This is a genomic window from Micromonospora sp. L31, from assembly GCF_052068075.1.
Taxonomy (GTDB): domain Bacteria; phylum Actinomycetota; class Actinomycetes; order Mycobacteriales; family Micromonosporaceae; genus Micromonospora; species Micromonospora purpureochromogenes.
Genome location: NZ_JBQHDC010000017.1, coordinates 15,840 through 41,133 on the forward strand (window position 1 = coordinate 15,840; position 25,294 = coordinate 41,133).

At 73.8% G+C, this 25,294-nt stretch carries 25 protein-coding genes; 3 read left to right on the forward strand and 22 right to left on the reverse strand.

The window, feature by feature from the left end:
• Window positions 1–67 precede the first annotated feature (67 nt).
• The 3 genes from ACTMS9_RS28835 to ACTMS9_RS28845 all read left to right on the forward strand — a co-directional run bounded on the left by ACTMS9_RS28835 (window position 68) and on the right by ACTMS9_RS28845 (window position 3,597).
• Window positions 68–2,587: an AMP-binding protein gene (locus tag ACTMS9_RS28835; RefSeq protein ID WP_441166476.1), complete on the forward strand. Its 2,520-nt coding sequence runs from the start codon at window positions 68–70 to the stop codon at window positions 2,585–2,587.
• 31 nt (window positions 2,588–2,618) lie between these two features.
• On the forward strand, window positions 2,619–3,038 hold the full coding sequence (locus ACTMS9_RS28840; RefSeq protein ID WP_441149220.1) for a DNA-binding protein: 420 nt from the start codon (window positions 2,619–2,621) through the stop codon (window positions 3,036–3,038).
• A 205-nt stretch (window positions 3,039–3,243) separates the two neighbouring features.
• Window positions 3,244–3,597: an MmcQ/YjbR family DNA-binding protein gene (locus ACTMS9_RS28845; RefSeq protein ID WP_346534861.1), complete on the forward strand. Its 354-nt coding sequence runs from the start codon at window positions 3,244–3,246 to the stop codon at window positions 3,595–3,597.
• Between the two features lie 37 nt (window positions 3,598–3,634).
• On the opposite strand, the gene argH is transcribed toward ACTMS9_RS28845, so the two are convergent.
• From argH to ribH, 22 genes are all read right to left on the reverse strand, one after another.
• A complete protein-coding gene (gene argH / locus ACTMS9_RS28850) occupies window positions 3,635–5,098 on the reverse strand; it encodes an argininosuccinate lyase (protein ID WP_441166503.1) in 1,464 nt (487 codons plus the stop codon).
• 17 nt (window positions 5,099–5,115) lie between these two features.
• Window positions 5,116–6,318, reverse strand: coding sequence for an argininosuccinate synthase (locus tag ACTMS9_RS28855; protein ID WP_210778356.1), 1,203 nt, complete (start codon window positions 6,316–6,318; stop codon window positions 5,116–5,118).
• On the reverse strand, window positions 6,315–6,830 hold the full coding sequence (locus tag ACTMS9_RS28860; RefSeq protein WP_280837074.1) for an arginine repressor: 516 nt from the start codon (window positions 6,828–6,830) through the stop codon (window positions 6,315–6,317). The genes ACTMS9_RS28855 and ACTMS9_RS28860 overlap by 4 nt, the downstream gene beginning before the upstream one ends.
• Window positions 6,827–7,753, reverse strand: a complete 927-nt coding sequence (argF, locus tag ACTMS9_RS28865; protein ID WP_441149219.1) for an ornithine carbamoyltransferase — start codon at window positions 7,751–7,753, stop codon at window positions 6,827–6,829. The genes ACTMS9_RS28860 and argF overlap by 4 nt, the downstream gene beginning before the upstream one ends.
• Window positions 7,750–8,976, reverse strand: coding sequence for an acetylornithine transaminase (locus ACTMS9_RS28870; protein WP_441166477.1), 1,227 nt, complete (start codon window positions 8,974–8,976; stop codon window positions 7,750–7,752). The genes argF and ACTMS9_RS28870 overlap by 4 nt, the downstream gene beginning before the upstream one ends.
• The gene (gene argB / locus ACTMS9_RS28875; RefSeq protein ID WP_441149217.1) at window positions 8,973–9,860 is read right to left on the reverse strand and encodes an acetylglutamate kinase; all 888 of its coding nucleotides are present in this window, start codon (window positions 9,858–9,860) and stop codon (window positions 8,973–8,975) included. The genes ACTMS9_RS28870 and argB overlap by 4 nt, the downstream gene beginning before the upstream one ends.
• Complete coding sequence (gene argJ, locus ACTMS9_RS28880) at window positions 9,857–11,029, reverse strand: bifunctional glutamate N-acetyltransferase/amino-acid acetyltransferase ArgJ (protein WP_441149216.1); 1,173 nt, start codon at window positions 11,027–11,029, stop codon at window positions 9,857–9,859. Before argJ ends, argB begins: the two co-directional genes overlap by 4 nt.
• Window positions 11,026–12,027 carry an N-acetyl-gamma-glutamyl-phosphate reductase gene (gene argC, locus ACTMS9_RS28885; RefSeq protein ID WP_441149215.1) on the reverse strand — a complete coding sequence of 334 codons (1,002 nt, stop codon included), beginning with the start codon at window positions 12,025–12,027 and terminating at the stop codon, window positions 11,026–11,028. The genes argJ and argC overlap by 4 nt, the downstream gene beginning before the upstream one ends.
• A 173-nt stretch (window positions 12,028–12,200) precedes the next feature.
• Window positions 12,201–13,226 carry an NAD-dependent epimerase/dehydratase family protein gene (locus tag ACTMS9_RS28890; RefSeq protein ID WP_441166478.1) on the reverse strand — a complete coding sequence of 342 codons (1,026 nt, stop codon included), beginning with the start codon at window positions 13,224–13,226 and terminating at the stop codon, window positions 12,201–12,203.
• Between the two features lie 8 nt (window positions 13,227–13,234).
• The gene (locus tag ACTMS9_RS28895) at window positions 13,235–14,023 is read right to left on the reverse strand and encodes a glycosyltransferase family 2 protein (protein ID WP_441166479.1); all 789 of its coding nucleotides are present in this window, start codon (window positions 14,021–14,023) and stop codon (window positions 13,235–13,237) included.
• A complete protein-coding gene (locus ACTMS9_RS28900; RefSeq protein ID WP_441149212.1) occupies window positions 14,020–15,231 on the reverse strand; it encodes a nucleotide sugar dehydrogenase in 1,212 nt (403 codons plus the stop codon). Before ACTMS9_RS28900 ends, ACTMS9_RS28895 begins: the two co-directional genes overlap by 4 nt.
• Before the next feature lie 263 nt (window positions 15,232–15,494).
• On the reverse strand, window positions 15,495–18,041 hold the full coding sequence (gene pheT, locus ACTMS9_RS28905) for a phenylalanine--tRNA ligase subunit beta (RefSeq protein ID WP_441166480.1): 2,547 nt from the start codon (window positions 18,039–18,041) through the stop codon (window positions 15,495–15,497).
• Window positions 18,042–18,081: 40 nt separating this feature from the next.
• Window positions 18,082–19,161 carry a phenylalanine--tRNA ligase subunit alpha gene (pheS, locus tag ACTMS9_RS28910; RefSeq protein ID WP_441149210.1) on the reverse strand — a complete coding sequence of 360 codons (1,080 nt, stop codon included), beginning with the start codon at window positions 19,159–19,161 and terminating at the stop codon, window positions 18,082–18,084.
• Window positions 19,162–19,376: 215 nt separating this feature from the next.
• Window positions 19,377–20,216, reverse strand: coding sequence for a TrmH family RNA methyltransferase (locus tag ACTMS9_RS28915; RefSeq protein ID WP_441149209.1), 840 nt, complete (start codon window positions 20,214–20,216; stop codon window positions 19,377–19,379).
• Window positions 20,217–20,245: 29 nt separating this feature from the next.
• The gene (gene rplT, locus ACTMS9_RS28920; protein WP_441149208.1) at window positions 20,246–20,638 is read right to left on the reverse strand and encodes a 50S ribosomal protein L20; all 393 of its coding nucleotides are present in this window, start codon (window positions 20,636–20,638) and stop codon (window positions 20,246–20,248) included.
• Between the two features lie 32 nt (window positions 20,639–20,670).
• Window positions 20,671–20,865: a 50S ribosomal protein L35 gene (gene rpmI, locus ACTMS9_RS28925; protein ID WP_280837083.1), complete on the reverse strand. Its 195-nt coding sequence runs from the start codon at window positions 20,863–20,865 to the stop codon at window positions 20,671–20,673.
• Between the two features lie 19 nt (window positions 20,866–20,884).
• On the reverse strand, window positions 20,885–21,529 hold the full coding sequence (gene infC, locus ACTMS9_RS28930) for a translation initiation factor IF-3 (RefSeq protein WP_441149207.1): 645 nt from the start codon (window positions 21,527–21,529) through the stop codon (window positions 20,885–20,887).
• Between the two features lie 347 nt (window positions 21,530–21,876).
• On the reverse strand, window positions 21,877–22,350 hold the full coding sequence (locus ACTMS9_RS28935) for a PH domain-containing protein (protein WP_441166481.1): 474 nt from the start codon (window positions 22,348–22,350) through the stop codon (window positions 21,877–21,879).
• An 82-nt stretch (window positions 22,351–22,432) separates the two neighbouring features.
• Window positions 22,433–23,470: a DMT family transporter gene (locus ACTMS9_RS28940; protein ID WP_441166482.1), complete on the reverse strand. Its 1,038-nt coding sequence runs from the start codon at window positions 23,468–23,470 to the stop codon at window positions 22,433–22,435.
• Window positions 23,467–24,312: an ATP phosphoribosyltransferase gene (gene hisG, locus ACTMS9_RS28945; protein ID WP_088962703.1), complete on the reverse strand. Its 846-nt coding sequence runs from the start codon at window positions 24,310–24,312 to the stop codon at window positions 23,467–23,469. Before hisG ends, ACTMS9_RS28940 begins: the two co-directional genes overlap by 4 nt.
• A gap of 45 nt (window positions 24,313–24,357) precedes the next feature.
• Entirely contained in the window at window positions 24,358–24,621 is a 264-nt protein-coding gene (locus ACTMS9_RS28950) for a phosphoribosyl-ATP diphosphatase (protein WP_013732805.1), read from the reverse strand.
• Window positions 24,622–24,791: 170 nt separating this feature from the next.
• Window positions 24,792–25,292 (reverse strand): 6,7-dimethyl-8-ribityllumazine synthase, encoded by a 501-nt coding sequence (gene ribH / locus ACTMS9_RS28955; RefSeq protein ID WP_334573470.1) that lies wholly within the window; start codon window positions 25,290–25,292, stop codon window positions 24,792–24,794.
• Window positions 25,293–25,294: the final 2 nt, after the last annotated feature.

Genomic DNA, 25,294 nt, shown 5'->3' on the forward strand with positions numbered 1-25,294 from the left:
GGTACCCAGCCGTGTGTCTCGCCACCTGCACTTCTGATTAGGGTTGCCTCACCTTAGAGTGACCCCCGTGACGCACCCGCCTGACCTGCTGCCGGCCGTGCGCGCGGTGTCCTTCGCCCGCGACCTGGCCGACCACGGTGACCGCCCCGCCGTGGTCACCGCCGACGGCGTGCTGTCGTACGCCGAGCTCGCCGGCCGGGTCGCCGAGACCGCGCGCCGGCTGGGTCCGCGGCGGCGGCTGGTCCTCGTCACCGGCGCCAACACGGTCGACGCCCTGGTGGGCTACCTGGCCGGCCTGCACGGCGGGCACCCGGTCCTGCTGGTGCCCGGCGACGGCCCGGCGACGCGGGCGCTGACCGAGGCGTACGACCCGGACGTGGTGATCGGGCCGGTCGACGGGGTGTGGACGCTGCACGAGCGGCGGGCCGGGTCGGCGCACGAGCTGCACCCCGACCTGGCGCTGCTGCTGAGCACGTCGGGGTCGACCGGCTCGCCGAAGCTGGTCCGGCTGTCGCACACCAACCTCCAGGCCAACGCCGAGTCGATCGCCGAGTACCTGGGGGTGCGGGAGACCGACCGGGCGGCCACCAGCCTGCCGCTGCACTACTGCTACGGCCTGTCGGTGGTGAACAGCCACCTGGCCCTGGGCGCCGCGCTGGTGCTGACCGACCGCTCGGTCGCCGACGACTGCTTCTGGGAGCTGTTCCGCCAGGCCCGGGCCACCAGTTTCGCCGGGGTGCCGTACACCTTCGACCTGCTGGACCGGGTCGGCTTCGCCGCGATGAACCTGCCGCACCTGCGCTACGTCACCGCCGCCGGCGGCCGGCTGGCGCCGGCGAAGGTGGTCCGCTTCGCCGAGCTGGGCCGGCGCAGCGGCTGGGACCTGTTCGTCATGTACGGGCAGACCGAGGCGACGGCCCGGATGGCGTACCTGCCGCCGGACCTGGCGACCAGCCGACCGGAGGCGATCGGCGTGCCGGTGCCGGGCGGCGAGTTCCGGCTCGCTGCGCTGCCGGAGCAGCCGGACGGCGTCGGCGAGCTGGTGTACGCCGGCCCGAACGTGATGCTCGGCTACGCCGAGCGCCCGGCCGACCTGGCGTCGGGGCGTACCGTGACCGAGCTGCACACCGGCGACCTGGCCCGCCGCGGCCCGGACGGCCTGTACGAGCTGGTGGGCCGGCGCAGCCGGTTCGCCAAGATCCTCGGCCTGCGGGTGGACCCGCAGCGGGTGGAGGCGCTGCTGGCCGCGCACGACGTGGACGCGGCCTGCCTGGGCGCGGACGACGAGCTGCTGGTGGCGGTGGCCGGCGAGGTGGACCCGGCGCGGGTCCGCCGGCTGGTCGCGGGCGAGCTGGCCCTGCCACCCCGGGCGGTGCGGGTGCTGGCGCTGCCGCGGCTGCCCCGGCTGGCTACCGGCAAGGTGGACTACCCGGCGCTGCGCGAGTTGGCGGCCGGGCCGGTCGCCCCGCCCACGCCGTCGGCCCCCGCCCCCGACGACGACCTGTGCCGGCTCTTCGCCGAGGTGCTGGACCGCACCGACGTGACCCCGGAACACAGCTTCGTCGACCTGGGGGGCGACTCGCTGTCGTACGTCGAGATGTCGGTCCGCCTGGAGCGGGTGCTCGGGCAGCTGCCGCCGAACTGGCACACCCTGCCGATCGGGGCGCTGCCCTCGCCGCGCAGCGGTCGGCCGCGCCGCCGGCGGGCGCTGGAGACCAGCGTGGCGCTGCGGGCCGTGGCGATCGTGCTGGTCGTCGGCTCGCACATCCCGATGTTCACCCTCACCGGTGGGGCGCACCTCCTGCTCGGGGTGGCCGGCTTCAACTTCGCCCGGTTCCTGCTCACCGACGCCGGACGGACCGACCGGCTGCGACACGTCCGCTCCGCCCTGACCCGGATCGTGCTGCCCACCACCGCCTGGATCGCGGCGATGCTGGTCCTCACCGACCAGTACCGGTGGAGCAACCTGCTGCTGCTCAACAGCCTCGTCGGCCCGGACGACGGGCGCACCGAGTGGCACTTCTGGTTCGTCGAGGCGCTGGTCTACATCCTGGTCGCGGTGGCCGTCCTGCTGGCGGTGCCGGGGTTGGACCGGCTGGAACGCCGCCACCCGTTCGGCCTGCCGCTGACCCTCGCCGGGCTCGGGCTGCTCAGCCGCTACGACGTGTTCGGCCTGGACGCCCGGTACGACCTGCCGACGGCGATCGTGGCGTTCTGGCTCTTCGCGCTCGGGTGGGCGGCGGCCCGCGCCGACGGGGTACGGCAGCGGCTGCTGGTTACCGCCGCCGCGGCGGCCACCGTGCCGGGCTTCTTCGGCCAGCCGCAGCGGGAGGCGTTGATCGTGGCGGGGTTCGCACTCCTGGTCTGGCTGCCGACCGTGCCGAGCCTGGGTCCGCTGAACCGGGTCGCCGGCGTGCTGGCGGGCAGTTCCCTGTACATCTACCTGACCCACTGGCAGGTCTACCCGCACCTGCGCGACCAGCCGCTGCTGGCCCTGGTGGCGTCGCTGGCGCTGGGCGTCGGGTACGCCGCCCTGGTGCAGCGGGCCGGGCCAGCTATCAACGGCTTGTTGAAAAGATTCCGTTGACACCGCGGGCGCGGTGGGGTCTGCTGGAGGCGTGACCGACGACGCCTTCACCGCCCCCGACGCGGCGCGCGCCCGCGCCCACCGCACCTACGCCGCGCTGGAACGGATCACCGCGCGGCACGCCGGCACCGAGACGCGCCGCCGGCGCCACACCAACCCGTACCTGGCCGATCCGTACGAGGCGGTCGCGCTGGTGACCGCCCTCGCCGCCGGCGGGGCGGAGCGGGAGCCCGGCGAGGAACCGGTCGACGAGGCCGACCTGACGGCGGCGTTGACCCTCCTGCCCCACCTGCGCGCCGAGCTCGACACCCTGGAGGCCGGGCTGCTGACCCTCGCCCGGGGGCGCGGCATGACCTGGCAGGCCATCGCCTTCGGGCTGGGGCTGGGCAGCGCGCAGGCCGCCAAGCAGCGCTTCGAGCGGGTGTCCGCCCGCACCGCCGGCACCGACTGAGCGGCGATCGCGCTCTCGCCGGCCACCCGCGACGCCGAGGCGCCGGCTGCCCGACCGCCCGATCAGCGCCGCGGGGCCGGCTTCCCGGCTGCCCGATCAGCGCCGCGGGGCCGGCTTCCCGACCGCCCGGTCGGCGCGGAGGGGGCCCCAGGGCTGGACGGGTCGGCGAGACTGTGCCGGTGACCGCTGCCACCGGGAGGACGCGATGACGCGCGACGAGATGCTGGCGTACTGCCTCGGGAAGCCGGGCGCCCGGCTGGACCAGCCCTGGGAGGGCGACGAGGTGGTGAAGGTGGGGAGCCGGATCTTCGCCTTCCTCGGCTCGCCGGACGGCGAGGCGCGGGTCGGCGTGAAGTGCGGCCCGAACCGGGAGGTCGCCGACGAGTGGATCCACCGGTTCCCGGACGACGCGAAGGCGTCGGCGTACATCGGGCGGTCGGGGTGGAACTCGCTGCGCCTCGGCGGCGCGATCCCGGACGACGAGCTGATCGAGGCCGTCGACGGCTCGTACGAGGCGGTGGTGGCGAAACTGCCGAAACGGGAGCGGCCGACGGTCTGAGGGTCGGCGCGGCGTCGCGCCGCGCCGACCCGTCGACTCAGCGGGGTACGACCCGCTCGCTGGCCCACTCCCGCCAGCCGGCCAACTTGTCGGCGGCGGCGGCGAGCTGGTCGGCCACCGGGCCGGGGCCGGTCGAGCCGGGCGTGGTCCGGGCGGCCAGCGCGGAGCGGACCGAGAGCACGTCGCGCACGCTCGGGTCCAGCTGCTCGCTGACCGTGGCGAGGTCGTCGTCGGAGACCTCGTCCAGGGCGCAGTCCCGGGCCACGCAGAGCGCGACGAGCTTGCCGGTGATCTCGTGCGCGTCGCGGAACGGCACGCCCTTGCGAACCAGCCAGTCGGCCACCTCGGTGGCCAGCGAGAAGCCCACCGGCGCGGCGGCGACCAGCCGGTCGACGCGTACCGTCATCGTGGAGATCATCCCGGCGAGCGCCGGCAGCAGCAGTTCCAGGGTGTCGACCGCGTCGAAGGCCGGCTCCTTGTCCTCCTGCATGTCCCGGTCGTAGGTCATCGGCAGGCCCTTGAGCATGGTGAGCACGGTCATCAGGCCACCGACCAGGCGGCCGGACTTGCCCCGGGCCAGCTCGGCGATGTCCGCGTTCTTCTTCTGCGGCATGATCGACGAGCCGGTGGCGAAGGCGTCGTCGAGCTCCACCCAGCCGAACTCGTGCGAGGTCCAGAGCACCACTTCCTCGCCGAGGCGGGACAGGTGCACCCCGACCAGCGCGGTGACGAAGAGGAACTCGGCGACGAAGTCCCGGTCGGCGACGGCGTCCATCGAGTTGGCGAAGGACGTGCGGAAGCCCAGCTCCTTGGCGACGGCCACCGGGTCCAGCGGCAGGCCGGAGCCGGCCAGCGCGCCCGCCCCGAGCGGGCTGATCGCGGCCCGGTGGTCCCAGTCGCGCAGCCGCTCCAGGTCGCGCAGCAGCGGCTGCACGTGGGCGAGCAGCCAGTGCCCGAAGGTGACCGGCTGGGCGTGCTGGAGGTGGGTCATCCCGGGCGCGGCGGTGTCCACGTGCCGCTCGGCCTGCTCGACCAGCGCCTCGGCCAGCTCGACCAGCCGGCCGGCCACGCCCCGGGCGTGGTCGCGCAGGTAGAGCCGCAGGTCGGTGGCGACCTGGTCGTTGCGGGACCGCCCGGCACGCAGCTTGCCGCCGAGGCTGCCGAGCCGCTCCAGCAGGCCGCGCTCCAGGGCGGTGTGCACGTCCTCGTCGTCGATGGTCGGGCGGAACTGCCCGGAGGCGCAGGCCGCCTCCAGGTCGTCCAGCGCGGCCAGGATGCGGCCCAGCTCCTCCGGGTCGAGCAGGCCCGCGCCGGCCAGCACCCGGGCGTGCGCCCGGGAGCCGGCGATGTCGTACGGGGCGAGGCGCCAGTCGAACTGGACACTCACCGACAGCCGCGCGAGGGCTTCGGCGGGGCCGCCGGCGAACCGGCCACCCCACAGGCTCGTCCGGTTGGTGGCGGCGCTGTTCTCGGTCAGGCTCTTGTCGTCCACGCCGCCCATTGTGGTTGCCACGGTTCCTAGCCGCCCAGCCGGGCGTCGCGTGCGGCGGCCATCTTGCTCGGCAGGCCCCACAGCTGCACGAAACCCTTCGCCAGGGACTGGTCGAAGGTGTCGCCGGTGTCGTAGGTGGCCATGCCGAAGTCGTAGAGGCTGGCCTCGGAGCGCCGGCCGGTGACGGTCGCCCGGCCGCCGTGCAGGGTGAGCCGCACCTCACCGGAGACGTGCCGCTGGGCGTCGTCGATGAAGGCGTCCAGGCTGCCCTTGAGCGGCGAGAACCAGAGGCCGTCGTAGACCAGCTCGCCCCAGCGCTGGTCGACGCCGCGCTTGAACCGGGCCAGGTCACGCTCGACGGTGACCGCCTCCAGCTCCTGGTGGGCGGTGATCAGCGCGATCGCGCCGGGGGCCTCGTACACCTCGCGGCTCTTGATGCCGACGAGGCGGTCCTCGACCATGTCGAGCCGGCCGACGCCCTGGGCGCCGGCGCGCCGGTTCAGCTCCAGGATCGCCTGGTACGGGGTGACCGTCTCGCCGTCGATGGCGACCGGGTTGCCGGCGTCGAAGGTGATCACGACCTCGTCGGCGTCGCGCGGCTCGGCCGGGTCGGCGGTGTAGGAGTACAGGTCCTCGATGGGGCCGTTCCAGATGTCCTCCAGGAAGCCGGTCTCCACCGCCCGACCCCAGAGGTTCTGGTCGATGGAGTACGGCGACTTGGCCGACACGTCGATCGGCAGACCCTTCTCCTCGGCGAAGGCGATGGCCTTGTCCCGGGTCCAGGCGAAGTCCCGGGCCGGGGCGATGATCTTCAGGTCGGGGGCGAGGGCGCTCAGCCCGACCTCGAAGCGGACCTGGTCGTTGCCCTTGCCGGTGCAGCCGTGCGAGACGATCGTGCCGCCGTGCTTGCGGGCCGCGGCCACCAGGTGCTTGACGATCAGCGGCCGGGACAGCGCGGAGACCAGCGGGTAGCGGTCCATGTAGAGGGCGTTGGCGCGCATCGCCGGCAGGCAGTAGTCGGCGGCGAACTCGTCGCGCGCGTCGACCACCTCGGACTCGACGGCGCCGCAGTCCAGCGCGCGCTGCCGGATGGCGTCGAGGTCCTCGCCGCCCTGTCCGACGTCGACAGCCACCGCGACGATCTCGGCGCCGGTCTGCTCGGCGAGGTACGGAATGGCCACGGAGGTGTCGAGGCCTCCGGAGTAGGCAAGGACGACCCGCTCGGTCATGGTGTGGTGCTCCCTTCAACATTTTCTTCCCGGCGGGCCCACCCGGCGAGCTTGTCGCCGAGCGCGGCCCCGCCGACGGCCTCGCGGGCCACGACGAGGATGGTGTCGTCGCCGGCGATGGTGCCGACGATCTCGGGCAGGCCCGCTCGGTCCAACGCGCTGGCCAGGTAGTGGGCTGCGCCCGGCGGGGTGCGCAGTACGGCGATGTTGCCGCTGGCGTCGACCCCGTTGAGCAGCTCGCGCAGCAGCCGGACCAGCCGGGCCGGGGCGGCCTCGGCGTCGCGCAGCGGCCAGTGGCCGTCCTCGGGGATCACGTACACGGCCCGCCCGTCACCGCCGCGGGCGGTGACCGCGCCGAGTTCCTTCAGGTCCCGCGACAGGGTGGCCTGGGTGACCTGGATCCCGTCGCTGGCGAGCAGGTCGGCCAGTTCGGTCTGCGACCGGACGGCCTTGTCGCGGATCAGCTCGACGATGCGGCCGTGCCGGGCGGCGCGGGTCAGCGGGGCGGTCATGTGGAGGCCTCCAGGAGATACGTCAGCAGCGCCTTCTGGGCGTGCAGGCGATTCTCCGCCTGGTCGAAGACCGCGCTGCGCGGCCCGTCCAGCACCTCGTCGGTGATCTCCTCGCCCCGGTGCGCGGGCAGGCAGTGCAGCACGATCACGTCGGCCGCGGCGTGGGCCAGCAGCGCGTCGTTGACCTGGTACGGCAGGAACGGGGTGATCCGGTCCAGCCCGTCGTCCTCCTGGCCCATCGAGGTCCAGGTGTCGGTGGCGACCACGTCGGCCCCGCGGACCGCCTCGACCGGATCGACGAGCGCCCGGACCGATCCGCCGGTGCCGAGGGCGATCTTCTCGGCGCGGGCCACCACGTCGGGGTCGGGCTGGAAACCGTCCGGGCCGGCGACCCGCACGTGCATCCCGGCGGTCGCCCCGGCGAGCAGGTAGGAGTGCGACAGGTTGTTGGCGGCGTCCCCGACGTACGCCAGGGTCCGCCCCTGGGTGCCGCCGCAGTGCTCGCGGACGGTGAGCAGGTCGGCCAGCAGTTGGCAGGGGTGGTAGCCGTCGGTGAGGGCGTTGATCACCGGCACGGTGGCGTGCGAGGCGACCTCGGTGATCCGGTCGTCGCCGTGGGTACGCAGCACGATCGCGGCGACGTAGCGAGACAGCACCCGCCCGGCGTCGGCGAGGGACTCGCCCCGCCCGAAGTGGGTGACCTGGGTGTCCACGACCAGGGGGTGGCCGCCCAGCTCGGCGATGCCGGCGTCGAAGGAGATCCGGGTGCGCAGGCTCTGCTTGTCGAAGAGCACCGCCACCGACCGTGGCCCGGCCAGCGGCGTGTACGCGAACCGGTCGGCCTTCATCCGGGCGGCCAGGTCGAGCACGGTGGACTGCTCGGCGGGGGTCAGGTCGTCGTCGCGCAGGAAGTGCCGGATCATGCGTTGACCTCCGTGGCGCTGGTCGTGGTCGGGCCGGCGGCCGGCGCGAGGTCGGCGGGCGCCGCCGCGTCGAGGGCGGCGGGGAGGGCGGTCAGGAAGGCGTCGACCTGGTCGGCGGTGAGGATCAGCGGCGGGGCGAGCCGGACCACGTCCGGCTGCACCGGGTTGACCAGGAAGCCCGCCTCGCGCAGCGCGGCGGTGACCGGGCCGGAGGCCGGGGCGGTGAGCACGATCCCGAGCAGCAGGCCGGCGCCCCGGACCTCGGCGACCAGCGGATGGCCGAGCGCCTCGACGCCCCGGCGCAGCCGTTCGCCGGTCCGCTTGACGTGGTCGAGCAGCCCCTCGCTGGCGATGGTGGCGACCACCGCCAGGGCGGCCGCGCAGCTGATCGGGTTGCCGCCGAAGGTGGTGCCGTGCGAGCCGGGTGCGAGCAGCTCCCCGGCCCGACCGAAGGCGAGGCAGGCCCCGATGGGCAGCCCGCCGCCGAGCCCCTTGGCCAGGGTCACCACGTCCGGCTCGATCCCGTCGGCCTGATGGGCGAACCAGTGCCCGGTGCGGCCGATCCCGGTCTGCACCTCGTCCAGGACGAGCAGGGCGCCGTGCCGGGCGGTGATCCGCCGCGCGTCGGCCAGGTAGCCGGCGGGCGGCACGACGACGCCGTTCTCACCCTGGATCGGCTCCAGGATCACCATGGCGGTCGCGTCGCTGACGGCCGCGTCGAGGGCGTCGGTGTCGCCGTACGCCACGTGGGTGACGTCGCCGGGCAGCGGGCGGAACGGGTCGGCCTTGGCGGGCTGGCCGGTGAGCGCGAGCGCCCCCATGGTCCGACCGTGGAAGCCGCCCCGGGCCGCCACCACATGGCTGCGGCCGGTGAGCCGGGAGAGCTTGAACGCCGCCTCGTTGGCCTCCGCGCCGGAGTTGGCGAAGAACACCCGGCCGGGCCGGCCGGCGAGGGCCAGCAGCAGCTCCGCCAGGGCCACCGGCGGCTCGGCGACGAACAGGTTGGAGACGTGGCCCAGGGTGGCGACCTGCCGGGAGACGGCGGCCACCACGGCCGGGTGGGCGTGGCCGAGGGCGTTGACCGCGATGCCGCCGAGCAGGTCGACGTACTCCCGGCCGGCCTCGTCGACCACGACGGCGCCGGAGCCGGAGACCAGCGCCAGCGGCGGCGTGCCGTAGTTGTCCATCAGGGCCTGGCCCCACCGTTCGACCAGCGTGCTCATGCGGGAACCACCATCGTGCCGAATCCTTCCGAGGTGAAGACCTCCAGCAGCGTGGAGTGGGCGACCCGGCCGTCGACGACGTGCGCGGCGGGTACGCCCCCGCGCACCGCCCGCAGGCAGGCCTCCATCTTCGGGACCATCCCCGACTCCAGAGACGGCAGCAGCTTCGCCAACTCGTCGTCGGTGATCTCGCTGACCAGGCTGGTGGTGTCCGGCCAGTCGGCGTACAGGCCGGCCACGTCGGTGAGCACGACCAGCTTGCGGGCGTCGAGGGCGACGGCGAGCGCGGCGGCGGCCGTGTCGGCGTTCAGGTTGTGCAGCACCCCGTCGACGTCCGGCGCGACGGTCGAGATGACCGGGATCCGGCCGGCCGCGATCAGGTCGGTCACCGCCGAGACGTCGACCGACTCCACGTCGCCGACCTGCCCGACGTCCACCGGCTGCCCGTCGACGTACGCGGTCCGGCGGACGGCGGTGAACAGCCCGGCGTCCTCGCCGGAGAGGCCGACGGCGAACGGGCCGTGCGCGTTGATCAGCCCGACCAGTTCCCGGCCGACCTGCCCGACCAGCACCATCCGGACGACGTCCATCGCCTCGGGGGTGGTGACCCGCAGGCCGCCCCGGAACTCGCTGGCGATGCCGAGCCGCCCGAGCATGGTGGAGATCTGCGGGCCGCCGCCGTGCACGACGACCGGCTTGAGGCCGGCGTACCGGAGGAAGACCATGTCGGCGGCGAAGGCGCGCTGGAGCGCCGGTTCGACCATGGCGTTGCCGCCGTACTTGACCACGACGGTGGCCCCGGAGAAGCGGGCCAGCCAGGGCAGGGCCTCGATCAGCGTCTCGGCCTTGACCTGGGCCCGGGTGAGGTCGGCGGAGAGGCTCATGACGAGTACGCCGAGTTCTCGTGCACGTACGCGTGCGACAGGTCGTTGGTCCAGATCGTCGCGGCCGAGGACCCGGCGTGCAGGTCGATCCGGATGGTGACGTCCCGGCCGGACAGGTCGACCTTGGCGCGGTCCTCGGCGGCGGCGCCGGAGCGGCACACCCAGATCCCGTTGACCGCGACGTCGACGCCGTCCGGCTCGAAGGCGGCGGCGGTGGTGCCCACCGCGGCGAGGATCCGCCCCCAGTTCGGGTCGTTGCCGAACAGCGCGGTCTTGACCAGGTTGTTCCGGGCCACCGACCGGCCCACCTCGACCGCGTCGGCCTCGGTGGCGGCGCCGACCACCTCGATCGCGATCTGCTTGGTCGCGCCCTCGGCGTCGGCGATGAGCTGCTGGGCCAGGTCGTGGCAGGCGGCGGTGACCGCGGCGGTCAGCTCGGCGTCGGTGGGCTCGACGCCGGAGGCGCCGCTGGAGAGCAGCAGCACGGTGTCGTTGGTCGACATGCAACCGTCGGAGTCGATCCGGTCGAAGGTGACCCGGGTGGCGGCCCGCAGCGCGGCGTCGAGCGCCTCCGGCCCGGCGACCGCGTCGGTGGTGAGCACGCAGAGCATGGTCGCCATGGCCGGGGCGAGCATCCCGGCGCCCTTGGCCATGCCGCCGACGGTCCAGCCGCTGCCCTTGGCGACGGTGGTCTTCGGCCGGGTGTCGGTGGTCATGATCGCCTCGGCGGCCGCCGTGCCGCCGTCGCGGCCGAGCCCCCGGATGGCGCTGCGCACGCCGGGCAGCAGCTTCTGCATCGGCAGCCGCTCGCCGATCAGGCCGGTGGAGCAGACCGCGACCTCGCCGGCGCCGAGCATCAGCCGGGGGCTGACCGAGGTCAGCGCGGCGGCGGTGTGCTCGGCGGTGGCGTGGGTGTCCTGGAAACCGGCCGGGCCGGTGCAGGCGTTGGCGCCGCCGGAGTTGAGCACCACGGCGCGGACCACGCCGCCCCGGACGACCTGCTGGGTCCAGAGCACCGGCGCGGCCTTGACCCGGTTGGCGGTGAAGACGCCGGCGATCCCGGCGTCAGGGCCGTCGTTGACGACGAGGGCGAGGTCGGCGGCGCCGCTGGTCTTGAGCCCGGCGGCGACCCCGGCCGCCCGGAATCCCCGGGGGGTGGTGACTGTCATGGCGCGACTCCGAAGACGGAAAGGCCGGTGGTCTCGGGCAGGCCGAGCATGAGGTTGGCGCACTGCACGGCCTGGCCGGCGGCGCCCTTGCCGAGGTTGTCGATCGCGCTGACCACGATCACCCGGCCGGAGTCGACGTCGACGCCCGCCTGGAGGTGGCAGGAGTTCGCGCCGGCTGTGGCGGCGGTGTGCGGCCAGGCGCCCTCGGGCAGGACGTGCACGAACGGCGCGTCCGCGTACGCCCGGGCCAGCACGTCGCGCGGGTCGGCGTCGCCGGTCGGCACCGCGGTGACGGTGGCGAGGATGCCGCGCGGCATGGGCGCGAGCACCGGGGTGAAGGAGAGGCTGGTCGCGCCGGTGGCCTGCTTGATCTCCGGTACGTGCTGGTGGGCGCCGACCTTGTAGGGCGACAGGTCGCCCATCACCTCGCTGCCGAGCAGGTGGGCCTTGGCGGCCCGGCCGGCGCCGGAGGTGCCGGAGGCGGCGACCACCACCACGTCCGCGGGGAAGACCGCGCCGGCGGCGATCAGCGGGGCCAGGGCGAGGGTGGTGGCCACGGCGTAGCAGCCGGTGCTGGCCACCCGGGTGGCGGCGGCGATCGCCGCCCGCTGGCCGGGCAGCTCGGGCAGCCCGTAGGTCCAGGCGCCGGCGTGCCGGCCGCCGTAGTAACGGGCCCAGGCGTCGGCGTCGTGCAGCCGGTGGTCGGCGCCGAGGTCGACCACCTTGACCGTCGCCGGCAGGGCGGCGGCGAGGGCCGCCGACTCGCCGTGCGGCAGGGCCAGGAAGACCAGGTCCGCGTCGGCCAGGGCCGCCGGGTCGGTCGCCGTGAGCGTCAGGTCGAGGCCGGCGAGCTGCGGGTGTACGGCGCTGACGGGCTGACCGGCCCGGGAATGGGCGGTGGCGGCGACGAGGTCGAGCTCGGGGTGCCCGGCGACCAGGCGCAGCAGCTCACCCCCGGCGTATCCACTCGCCCCGGCGACCGCGACTCGAATGCCCATACTCACCTCCGCATGACTATGCAGAGAAGGCTAACGGCCCGGACCCCTTCACTGCAAGTTCATACGTCCCACTGCATGGGCATGTGATCGTGACTCCGGTCACCGGGCAGCAAAAGGCCCGGCCCGGGTCGCGGGAGGCGAACCGGGCCGGACGGGACGACAACGGGCCGAAACTACAGGCGGCCCTCCTCGACCGCCCGGGTCACCCACGGCACGACCTCGTCGAGCATCTCGTCCAGCGAGGTGGTGGCGGTGAAGTCGAGGACCTCGCGGGCCTTGGCCACGTCCGGCACCCGCTTCTGCACGTCGTACTGGTAGGGCTCGTCGGAGACGTACCGGAACGGCACGTCCGGGCCCTTGATCTTGCGCCAGATCAGCTCGGCCAGCTCCAGCACGCTGGTCGACTCGGCGGTGGAGAGGTTGAAGTCCTCGTTGCGGGCCGCCGGGTGCTCCACCGCGGTGGCGATGCCCCGGGCCAGGTCCCCGCCGTAGGTGTAGTGCCGCACCTGGTGGCCCTCGCCGAGGATGTGCAGCGGATCCTGCCCCTTGACGATCTTCTGCACCAGGTCCGGCACGACGTGCGACATGGCGAGCTTGACGTTGCCGGAGAGCACCTCGGCCTGGCCCAGCGCCCGCCCCTCCCCCACGCCGACGCAGTTGAACGGCCGGACGATGGTGTACGGCAGCTGGTACTGCTCCCAGGCGGCCCGGGCGTAGTACTCCACGGCCAGCTTCTGGAAGCCGTACGAGGACAGCGGCGGCGGGATGCGCCGCTCGTCGCCCTCTGAGCTGGGCCAGTGCTCGGTGGACTCGTAGACCATCGAGGAGGAGAGGTAGGTGACCTTCGCCAGGCTGCCGTCGCGGTGGGCGCGGATGGCCGCGTCGCAGGTGGCCGCCATGATCCGCTCGTTGGTGGCGAGCAGGTCGTAGGCGTAGGCGTGGAAGTAGGAGATGCCGCCGATCATCGCCGCCCCGGCGACCAGGTGGTCGCAGCCGTCCAGCAGCTCGGTGAGCAGGTCGACGTCGCGGGCGTCGCCCTCCACGAACCGGAACCGGGGATGGGTGTCGTAGCTGTGGGTGACCGGGCCGTACTTGGAGAAGTTGTCGATGCCGACCACCTCGTGGCCCCGGCCCAGCAACTCCTCGACGAGGTAACCGCCGATGAAGCCGGCCGAACCAGTTACCAGGACCTTCGCCACGTGCGCTCCTATGCGGTCTTCTCGTACTCGGTGCTGTCCCGCTCGCCGCGCGGGGCGGGCACGGCCGGGGCCGTGCGGTCGGTCAGCTTCTCCCGGCTCAGCCGTCGACCGTAGGCGAAGAAGTACCACCGCAGGTAGCCGGGGAGGAACCGACCCAGGTCGAAGTGGGACTCCCCCAGCGGCCGGTCCAGCCAGATGGTGGGGATCTCGGCGACCGGCAGGCGCAGCCGGGTGGCCTTCGCGGTCAGCTCCAGCCCGATCTCGAAGCCGGTGCGCGACTCGATGCCGACCTCCCGGACGAACGCCGTGTCGTACGCCTTGAAGCTGTTGGTGGCGTCCCGGGTGCCCACCCGGGCCAGCGTGTAGAGGCTGCGCCCCGCCCAGCGGGACATCATCCGCTTCAGCCGGGGCCCGCCGACCTGCTGCCCGCCGGGCATGTAGCGGGAGGCGGCGGCGACCACCACGCCCCGGTCCACCAGCCGGGCCAGCTCGTCGATCTGGCGCGGATCGTCACAGCCGTCGGCCATGGTGACCACGACGACCGGGGCGAGCGCCGCGTCGATGCCGAACCGGATGGCGTTGGCCGGCCCGCGCCCGTACGTGTTGAGCACCGCGCGCACCCGCGGGTCGGTGCGGGCGATCTGCTCGACGTACGGGACGGTGGTGTCCTCCGGCATGTCGTGCACGATCAGCACCTCGGCCGGGAGCAGCATCTCGCGCAGCATCCGTTCGAGGCAGCGCAGGATGGCCTCGCCCTCGTTGTAGACCGGCACGATCACCGACACCCGGGGCCTCACACCCGCACCCCCGTCCCGGTCAGGCCCCACATGTCGATCACCGGCTTGTCGGTGTCCAGCCGGGCGTACTGCTCGTGCGGGGCGGCGATGACCAGCAGATCGGCCCGGCGCAGCACCTCGTCCAGGTCGACCAGGCGCTCGTCGGCGACGTACGGGTCGGTGCAGATGGTCTCCCGGGTCTTGAGCGCCAGGATCTTGCGCAGCTTGTACGCCAGGCTCTCCCGCGGGTCGTCCGAGCCGCCCTTGAAGGCCATCCCGAGGATGCCCACGGTCAGCTCGGACAGGTCGAACCGGTCCTCCAGCCGAGACACCAGGTAGAGCGGCAGCCCCTCGTTGATCAGCATCGCGGAGTGGCCCAGCACGAAGTTGTTCCGGTTGAACGCGGCCAGCTGCATGGTGTCCTTGAACAGGCACGGCCCGGCGGCGAAGCCCGGCATCGGCAGGTCCGCCGCGCGTGGGTAGTCGTGGGCGACCGCGTGCCGGATCCGGGCGAAGTCCAGCCCGAAGTCGTTGGCCATCATCCAGAACTGGTTGGCGGTGGCGAACTTGATGTACCGCCAGGTGTTGGTGAACAGCTTCGCCAGCTCCGCCTCCTCCGGCTCGAGCGGGACGATCTGCTCGGTGAGGTGCCGGAACAGCTTCTCCGCCCGGGCCAGGGCGACGGGCGTACGGGCCGCGACGATCTGCGGCAGCGTGAACAGCTCGGTCATCGCCCGGCCCTCGGCGATCCGCTCCGGGCAGAACGCCACGTCGGCCTTGACGCCCTTGCCGGCGAGCAGCTTCTCGGTCAGCGCCGTCACGCCGGGATAGACGGTGCTGCGCAGCACCACCAACTGGCCGTCGCGCAGGTGCTCGGCGCAGCGCTCCAGCGCGCGGGGCACCGCGCCCAGGTCCGGGTTGAGGTGCTCGTCGACGGGCGTGCCGACGACCACCACCAGGTGCTCGGAGGCGCCCACGGCGACCGGGTCGGTGGTGGCCCGCAGCCGGCCGGCGGAGACCGCCTCGGCCAGCACGTCGGCCGCGCCCGGCTCGGCGAAGGGCAGGGTGCCCGCGTTCACCGTGGCGACCGCGTCGGCGTTGATGTCGTACAGCACGACGGAGAGGCCGCGGGCGGCGAACGCGATGCCCAGCGGCAAGCCGACCCGGCCGCAACCCCCGACGATGCAGACGTCGACGGAGAGCGGCGCGGGGCCCGGATCCTCGGACATTGGGTCAGCTCCCGGTGGGGGTGGTGGGGGTGTGATCGAGGTGGTGAGTCGGAATCCAAGCAGGTTAACCGCTTCCATGTGACCAGTGGGTAGCCGAACATGCCGTCGGCGGTGGCCTTTCGGCCGATGCCTCACCGTACGTAGGGGACCGGTCACCCTCGCCGGAACGCGGCGGAGGCCATGACCCCGCACTGCCGACACCGGCCGGCGACAGACACGACGAGGCCCCTCCCACCGTCGCGGAAGGGGCCCTCGCTCGCCGGTCAGGCGCCGCGCAGCGTGGCGCCGAACCGCTGCGCCGCGACGGCGACGGCCGCGTCGCGGGCGGCCACCGCCTCCTCCACGGTCAGCGTCCGGTCCGGAGCCCGGAAGGTGAGCTTGTACGCCAGCGACCGGCGTCCCGCGCCGAGCTGCTCCGAGGCGTACACGTCGAAGAGCCGGACGCTCTCCAGCAGCTCGCCGGCGCCCTCGACCAGCGCCCGCTCCACCTGGGCCGCGGGCACCGACTCGTCCAGCACCAGCGCCACGTCGATCAGCGCCGGCGGGAAGCCGGACACGGTCGGCGCGGGCGCGACCGGCGGGGCCGGCAACGCGTCCAGGTCCAGCTCCATGGCGCTGGTGCGGCGGGGCAGCTCCAGTGCCGCCACCACGGCCGGGTGCAGCTCGCCGGCGTGACCGACGATCGCCCCGTCGACCAGCAGCTCCGCGCAGCGTCCCGGGTGCCAGGGCGCGTACTCGACGGCCCGCACCTCGATCCGGTCCGCGGGGATGTCGGCGGCGGCAAGCACCACCCGGCCGGCCTCGACCGCGTCCGCCCAGCTGGCCGCCCGACCCGGCCCCCACCAGCCGGCCGGGTCGACGTCGCCGGCCAGCACGACCGCGACGTGCCGCGGCTGGTACGGCACCACCGCGTCGGCGGCGGCGAACTCGGCCTCGGTGGGCCGCCGGTCCACGCCCATCGCCGGCGGGGTGCCGGCGCCGGGGCGCGGGTGGAAGACCGTCCCGATCTCGTAGATGGACAGGTCCCGCTGGCCCCGGCCCAGGTTGCGCTTGAGGATGCCGAGCAGCGGGCCGAGCAGCGTGGTCCGCAGCACCGGCTCCTCCTCGGAGAGCGGGTTGGCCAGCCGGACCGCCGCCCGGCGCGGGTCGTCGGCGAGCAGGCCGAGCTGGTCGGCGAGCTCCGGCGCGGTGAACGGGTGGGCCAGCACCTCGACGTGGCCGCGCTCGGCCAGCGCGCGGGCCACCGCCCGGCGGCGGCGCTGCTGCCAGGTGAGGCCACGCCCGGCGGGCGCGGTGGGCAGCACGGACGGCACCCGGTCGTACCCGTCGAGGCGGACCACCTCCTCGACCAGGTCGGCCGGGTCGGTGAGGTCGGGTCGCCAGGTCGGCGGGGTCACGGTGAGCACGTCACCGGCGCCGGCCGCCACGCCGACCTCGCCCGGGTCCTCGGCCAGCCGGTCGGCGCCCCGGACGACGGTGCAGCCGACCTGCTCCAGCAGGACGACCACCCGCTCCGGGGTGTACGCCACCCCGACCCGCCGGGACGGCAGGTCGGCCGGGAGGATGACCGGCCGCACCGGCCGGACGTGGTCGAGGTCCAGGATCTGCTCGCCGACGGTGCCACCGGCGTGCTCGGTGAGCAGCCGCACCGCCCGCTCCAGGGCGACCAGCGGCAGGGCCGGGTCGACGCCCCGCTCCCAGCGCTTCGCCGCCTCGCTGAACAGCCGGTGCCGGCGGGCGGTGCGCCCGACCATCACCGGATCCCAGTGGGCGGCCTCGAAGAGCACGTCGGTGGTGCCGCCGATGACCTCGCTGGTCTCGCCGCCCATCACCGCGGCGAGCGAGATCGGCCCGGTGTCGTCGCAGATGACCATGTCCTCGGCGGTCAGGGTGCGGGCCACCCCGTCCAGGGTGGTCAGCTTCTCCCCCGCCTCGGCGCGGCGGACCACCAGCGGGCCGCTGATCCGGTCGGCGTCGAAGGCGTGCATCGGCTGGCCGAGTTCGAGCATCACGTAGTTGGTGATGTCGACCGGCAGCGAGATGCTGCGCACGCCGGCCACGGTGAGCCGTCGCGACATCCAGCCGGGCGTCTCGGCGGTGGGGTCGATGCCCCGCACCATCCGCGCGGCGAACCGGTCGCAGCCGACCGTGTCGCGCACCTCGACCGGGTACGCCGGCTCGGCGGTGCCGCCGGGCGCGGGCATCAGACCCGGGTCGCGGAACGGCACGCCGAGGGCGTGCCCCAGCTCGCGGGCCAGGCCGCGCACGCTCAGCGCGTACCCCCGGTCGGGAGTGATGTCCAGCTCGACCACGACGTCGTCGAGCCCCACGACCGGGCGCGCGTCGTCGCCCGGCTTGGCCGGGGTGTCCGGGGGCAGCACGATGATGCCGGAGTGGTCGTCACCCAGGCCCAGCTCCTTCGCCGAGCAGATCATGCCGGCGGAGTTGCGCCCGTAGGTCTTGCGCGCACCGATGACGAAGTCGCCCGGCAGCACCCCACCGGGGAGGATCACCACCACCCGGTCGCCCTGGGCGAAGTTGCGCGCCCCGCAGACGATCTCCTGCGGCTCGCCGGTGCCGTTGGCGGCGCCGACGTCAACCCGGCAGAACCGGATCGGCTTCTTGAAGCCGGTCAGCTCCTCGATCTCCAGGACCTCGCCGACCACCAGCGGACCGGTGACGGTCTCCCGCAGGTCCACCACGGAGTCGACCTCGATGCCGAGGTCGACCAGGGCCTGCTCCAGGTCGCCGGTGGGCAGGTCGGCGGGGAGGTCGACGTACTCCCGCAGCCAACTGACAGAAACTCGCATGACTTCAGACCACCGTTCCCGTGACTCGTACCCGCATCGCCTACGCCCCGACCCCGAACGCGCGGGTGAACCGCACGTCGCCCTCGGCCATGTCCCGCATGTCGCTGACCCCGTGCCGGAACATCACGGTGCGGTCGATGCCCATGCCGAACGCGAATCCGGAGTAGACCTCCGGGTCGATGCCGCAGGCGCGCAGCACCCGCGGGTTGACCATGCCGCAGCCGCCCCACTCCACCCAGCGCGGCCCGTCCCGGTGCTCCGGGAACCAGACGTCGAACTCGGCCGACGGCTCGGTGAACGGGAAGTAGTGCGGCCGGAAGCGGGTCTTCGCGCCCTCGCCGAACATCGCCCGGGCGAAGTGGTCGAGCGTGCCGCGCAGGTGCGCCATGGTGATGCCCTTGTCCACCACCAGGCCCTCGACCTGGTGGAAGACCGGCGCGTGGGTGGCGTCCAGCTCGTCGGTGCGGTAGACCCGGCCGGGCACGATCACGTAGATCGGCGGCTTACGGGTGAGCATGGTGCGCGCCTGCACCGGCGAGGTGTGCGTGCGCAGCACAAGACCGGACGTGTCCGTGCCCACCGGCGGTGCGATGTGGAAGGTGTCCATCAGCCCACGCGCCGGGTGGTCGGCGGGGATGTTCAGCGCGTCGAAGTTGGTCCACTCCAGCTCGACCTCGGGGCCCTCGGCCACCTCGTAGCCCATCCCGACGAACAGGTCGCTGATCTGCTCCATCAGGGTGCTCAACGGGTGGCGGGCGCCCCGGGGGTGCCGGTCGTACGGCAGGGTCACGTCGACCCGCTCCTCGACCAGCACCCGGGCGGCCTGCTCGCGCTCCAGGACCTCCTGGCGGGCGGCGTAGGCGCTCTCGATCGCCCGGCGGGCCTCGTTGACCCGCTTGCCCGCGTCGGACTTCGCGGCCGGCGGCAGCGCGCCGATCTCCCGGCGCGCCAGCGAGACCGGGGCCCGGTCCCCGAGGTGCGCGGGGCGCAGCGCGGTCAGCGCGTCCGGGTCGGCGGCGGTGGCGAACGCCTTCTCGGCGACGGCGACGGCCTCGGCCAGGGCGGCCGGGTCCAGCAGGGCGACCTGCTTCGGGTCGTACGGATCGTTGCGGTAGCTCATGGCGTACGGGCACTCCCTCACGGCGGCGCCGGCCCTCACGGGCGGCTAGGCGAGTCTACGGACGCGCGGCTGTGCCGCAGCCCGCCGGTGGGAGTTACGCGGGAGGAAGGGTCGCAGCCCGCCGCCCGCCGACACCGGCGGGCTGGCTAAACGAACGCCGTGACGCGTTCACCATGCGGACGACTCCCCTGTGCTCAGTAGCGCGCGTGACGAGGTCAGCGCAGTGCTCTGGCTGAAGCGTACAGGCAGACGGCGGCGGCCGCAGCCAGGTTCAGGCTCTCGGCGCGGCCGTGCAGCGGCACCCGGACCCGGGCGTCGGCGGCGGCGGTCAGCTCCTCGGGCAGCCCGTGCGCCTCGGAGCCGAAGAGCCAGGCGGTGGGGGCGGCGAGCCGTCCGTAGTCGATGAGGTCGTCGAGGTCGCTGTCGCCGTACCCGGTGGTGGCGAGCACGGTGAGCCCGGCGGCCCGCAGCGCGGCGACCACGTCGAGGGGGTCGGGGGCGCGGACCACGTCGACGTGGAAGAGGCTGCCGGCGGAGGCCCGCACGCACTTGCCGTTGTACGGGTCGACGGCGTCGCCGGCGAAGATCACCGCGCCCGCGCCGGCCGCGTCGGCGGTGCGCAGCACGGTGCCGGCGTTGCCCGGGTCGCGGATCTCGGCGAGCACCGCGACCAGGCGCGGGCCGGCGCCCAGCGCCTGCTCCAGCGGCACGTCGAGGTGCCGGCAGACGGCGACCAGGCCCTGCGGGGCGACGGTCTCGGCGAGCGCCGCCAGGGCCTCGTCGGTCACCTCGGAGACTGCTACGTCGGCCCGGGCGGCGGCCGCCGCGAGGTCGGCGTACCGGTCGAGGGCGGCTGGCGTACCGAACAGCTCGGTGACCGTTCCGGCGCGCGCGAGGGCCTCGCGGACCGCCTGCGGGCCCTCGGCCAGGAACCGGCCGGTGGCCTCGCGGTCCCGGCGGCGGTGCAGCCGGCGGGCGGCGGCGACCCTGGGGGTACGCGGCGTGAACGGGCCGGAGACAGCGTCGAGGCGCCTCCCGCGCGATGGTGACTGCATGGGAGACGCCTCGATCTGCTGCGGGTGGATCAGGCGGCCTGGGCCGCGGCGCCACCGGTGCCCTCGGCCGCCACGGCGGCGCGGGCCAGCTCGACGATCCCGGCGAACGCCGCGGCGTCGTTGACGGCCAGGTCGGCCAGGATCTTGCGGTCGACCTCGATGCCGGCCAGGCGCAGGCCCTGGATCAGCCGGTTGTAGGTCATGCCGTTGGCCCGGGCACCAGCGTTGATGCGCTGGATCCAGAGCTGCCGGAAGTCGCCCTTGCGGTCACGACGGTCCCGGTAGGCGTACTGCATCGAGTGCAGCACCTGCTCCTTGGCCTTGCGGTACAGCCGGGAGCGCTGACCGCGGTAACCACTCGCGGTCTCCAGCAGGGTACGACGCTTCTTCTGGGCGTTCACAGCCCGCTTGACGCGTGCCATCTCAACTCCTCTTTCGGTTCAGGTGGCGCGCGTCAGCGGCCGAGCAGCTTCTTGATTCGCTTGACGTCGGCCTTGGCCAGCTCGACCGTGCCGGTCAGCCGCCGGGTCTGGCGGGAGGGCTTCTTCTCCAGGTTGTGGCGAAGGCCGGCCTGCTGGGCAACGATCTTGCCCTTGCCGGTCACCTTGACCCGCTTGCCCATACCCGTGTGGCTCTTCATCTTCGGCATGTGGAACGTCTCTCCCCTGTTACTCGCCGGTGTTTTCGGCGACGGCGCCGGTCTCGCCGGCTGCTGCGGTCTCGCCGGTCGCCGCGGCCTCACCGGCTTCCGGGGCGGACTCCTCCGCCCGGTCCCGGGGCCCGCCACGGGACGCCGTGGCGGCGACCGCGGAGGCCTTGACGGCCCGGTGCGGAGCGAGAACCATGATCATGTTTCGGCCGTCCTGCTTCGGAGCGGCCTCGACGTAGCCCAGGTCCGTGATCTCGGATTCGAGCCGGCGCAGGAGCCGGTAACCCAGCTCCGGGCGGCTCTGCTCGCGACCGCGGAACATGATCGTCACCTTGACCTTGTCGCCCGCCTTGAGGAACCGCACCACGTGACCCTTCTTGGTCTCGTAGTCGTGCGGGTCGATCTTCGGCCGGAGCTTCATCTCCTTGATGACGGTCTGCTGCTGGTTACGCCGCGCTTCGCGCGCCTTCAGTGCGCTCTCGTACTTGAACTTGCCGAAGTCCATGAGCTTGCACACCGGCGGGCGCGCCATCGGCGCAACCTCGACCAGGTCCAGGTCGACGTCCGCGGCCAGCTGCAGGGCGCGCTCCAGCGGGACGATGCCCACCTGCTCACCCTCAGGGCCGACCAGTCGGACCTCACGTGCCCGGATCTGCTCGTTCACGCGTGGTTCGACGCTGATGGGGCCTCCTCGAGTCGAGTGTCCTGCGTGTGGCGACCCCGTGGGCCCCCGGGTGGGGGCCGCCGGAAAGCAGAAGGCCCTGGCGCATGCCAGGGCCCGCTCGACCGGTCGGCACGATCACATGATCGCGCATCCGGGACCGGGACGTGCCCGGAACCGGGGACCGGACCCGGCCACCGTCAGGGGCGACTCGGGTGGGAGCAGGCGCTCCGCTTCAAGACCGCCCGCACGTCGGAACGGGGGCAGTCTGGTCGACTCGGCAACACTACACCCTCGCCCCAGGCATCCCCAAACCGGGCTCGCAGGTCAGCGCGGGTGTGACCGGGGGCTCAGCGAATCGTCTGGCCGGCCGCCGACGCGGCCAGGTGGGCCTGGTGCAGCCGGCGCAGCGCGCGGACGCCCTCGACCGCGAGCTCCTCGTCGGCCGCCTGGAGGGCAACCATCGGGACCAGGTCGTCGTCGTGCAGCTCCAGGCTGGCCCAGGGGGCGCCCCGGTCGAAACGCACCCTGCGGACGACCTCCCAGGGCAGCTCGTACGAGCCGATCACGTTGCGCACCCGCACGCCCCGGGCGTCCGCCTCGATCCGGGGGCGGGTGAAGAGCAGGATGGCCAGCGCGCCGAAGACGCCCAGGCCGACCATGGCGAGCTGGTCGCCGCGCTGGAAGGAGCCGTAGCCGTCGCCGGTCCGGCCGGTGAGCGAGGTCGCCACCAGGCTGAAGACCACCAGGACGGCGGCGGCCGAGGCCCAGCAGACCACCCGGATGCGACGGGGCTTGAGGCGGATCAGCTCGGTATCGCTCACCCCACCAGTCTGCCACCCGGTCCCGGGCGGTGGTCCGCCGCCACACGGCCGGCGCCCTCGTCGCCCGACCGCGCGGGCGGTGTCAGCCGGCCGGCGGAGCGGGCCGGTCGGCGTACGTGGAGCCTCGCTGCCGTCCCGCCGGATCCTCCGGGGTCGACCGCATCGCCGGCACCGACCGGCTGACGGCGGACGCCGAGGCCGTCCGGGCGGTCGGACGCCGCTGCTGGCCAGGGACCACCGAGGCGACCAGCGTGAGCACCGCGCCGGCCAGGACGGGCCAGCGCAGCCCCGGCCCACCGGGCAGCAGCAGGTCCAGCAGCAGTCCCCCGCCGAGCTGGCCGGCGACCAGCGCCAGACCGGTCCGCAGCACGCCCAGCGCCCGCACGCCGACCAGCAGGCTGGCCACGATGCCGACCCCGAGCAGTCCGCCGGTGTACAGGTACCAGGCCGGTGGCCAGTCGGGCCGGGCCACGGTGAACGCGCCGGCGAGCGCCGCGACGGCCAGCACGGCCGGCGTGCTGACGGCGAAGTTCATCGCGGTGCTGGCCGCGGCGGTGCCCGCCGCGGCCACCCGGCCGTTGAGCGCGGACTGCAGGGCGACCGCCAGCCCGCCCACCACGGCGAGCAGGACCAGGCCGACGGCCAGCTCGCCCAGGGGCTGGCCCAGCTGGGCGAGCCCCACCGCCGCCGTGCCGAGCAGGGCGCCGGCCACCCGGGACGGGGTGAGCGCGAGCCGACCCACCGGGGCGAGCCCGGCCCGGTCCACCGCCAGGCCACCGAGACTGCCCCCGGCGACCTGGGCGATGGTGAAGACGGCCACCCCGAGCACCGGCACGACGTACGTGCCGATCACGATGATCGCCGCCCCGCCGAGCCCACCCAGGTAGCACCACCAGGGCAGCCGGGACCGACGCAGCACGCCGAGCCCGGTCCGCATCGACGGCAGCACCAGCAATCCGACCAGCACCAGCAGGGTGCCACCGGCGTTGTTGACCACCGCCCCGAGCACGGGACTGCCCACCCGCTCGCCCAGCTCGGCATTCGCCGCCCCCTGCGCGGCCGACGCCACCCCGCCGAGCACCACCAGGGCCAGCACGACCGTCGGCGGCAGTGACCTCACAGCCGACAGGCGTGGATGTTGGTGACCAGGATGGCGCGGGCGCCGAGGTCGTACAGCTCGTCCATGATCCGGTGCACGTCGTCGCGGAGCACCATCGCCTGCACGGCCACCCAGCCCTCCCGGTGCAGCGGCGACACCGTCGGCGACTCGATGCCCGGGGTCAGCGAGCTGGCCCGGTCCAGCAGGCCGGCCGGCACGTCGTAGGCGAGCATGACGTAGCGGCGGGCGACCAGCACCCCGTGCAGGCGGCGCAGCAACTGCTCGGCCTGCGGGTGGGTCGGGGCGCCGGTGCGGCGGACCAGCACCGCCGAGGAGCGCAGCAACGGGTCGCCGAAGACCACCAGGCCGGCCTGGCGCAGGGTGGCCCCGGTCTCCACCACGTCGGCGACCACGTCGGCGACGCCGAGCCGGATGGCGTTCTCCACCGCCCCGTCCAGCCGGATCACGTCGGCCTTGACCCCCAGCTCGCCGAGGTACCGATCGACCAGCCCCGGGTACGCGGTGGCGATCCGGTGCCCGCCCAGCTCCTGCACGGAGTGGACGTCCTCCGGGCGGGCGGCGAAGCGGAAGGTGGCCCGGGCGAAGGCCAGGTCCATCACCTCCTCGGCCGGCGCGCCGGAGTCGATCAGCAGGTCGCGGCCGGTGATCCCGACGTCGAGGTCACCGGAGCCGACGTAGGTGGCGATGTCCTTGGGACGCAGGTAGAAGAACTCGATGTCGTTGGGCTCGTCCCGACTGACGAGGTCCTTGGGGTCGGTGCGCTGGCGGTAGCCCGCCTCGCGCAGCATCTCGGCGGCCTTCTCGGCCAGGGCGCCCTTGTTGGGTACGGCGACACGCAGCATGACGGAGTGCTCCTTCGATCAGATGTGATCAACGACGGGGCGCACTCACAGATGTCGGTAGACGTCCTTGAGCTCGAGACCGCTGGCGAGCATCAGCACCTGGACCTGGTAGAGCAGTTGGGAGATCTCCTCGGCGGTCCGCTCCGGCCCCTCGTGCTCGGCGGCCATCCACGACTCGGCCGCCTCCTCGACGACCTTCTTGCCGATGAAGTGCACGCCCTTCTCCAGGGCGGCGACCGTGCCCGAGCCCGGGGTGCCGGCCGCGGCCTTGGCCTGCAGCTCGGCGAACAACTCCTCGAACGTCTTCACGGGATCCGATTCTTCCAGTCACCGGGCGACACCTCGCGCACCGGGTCCGGCCGCGTCGCCCTTCCCACCCGGACGGTCGACCTCCACCCCCGTTTGCGGCGTGTCGCGGTGTCCCCGATCAGGGACACCGCGACACGCCGCAGGACGGAGCCGATCGACGACGGGCGGGGTCAGCGGCCGAAGCCGAGCCGGTGGCCGTTGGCCGCGGCCACGTCCCGGATGGCCAGCGCGGCGTCGAGGGCCGCCACGGTGGCCGCCCACCCCTTGTCCTCCGCCGAGCCGGGCAGCCCGGCCCGGTCGCGGGCCTGCTCGATCGTCTCCACGGTGAGCACCCCGTGCGCCACCGGCTTCCCCTCGTCCAGCGCGACGCGGGTCAGGCCGTCGGTCACCGACCGGCAGACGTAGTCGAAGTGTGCGGTGGCACCCCGGACCACCACGCCGAGGGCGACCACCACGTCGCAGCGCCGGGCCAGGGCCTGGGCCACCACCGGCAGCTCCACCGAGCCGGCCACCCGGGCGACCACCGACCGGGCGCCGCACGCCTCGGCCGCCGCCACCGCCCGGTCGAGCATGTGGTCGGTCAGGTCGGCGTGCCAGCGCGCGGCCACCACGCCCACGGTCAGCCCGGCGGCGTCCACCGTGGTCACCCCGGGCTCGCCGAATCCCGCCATGT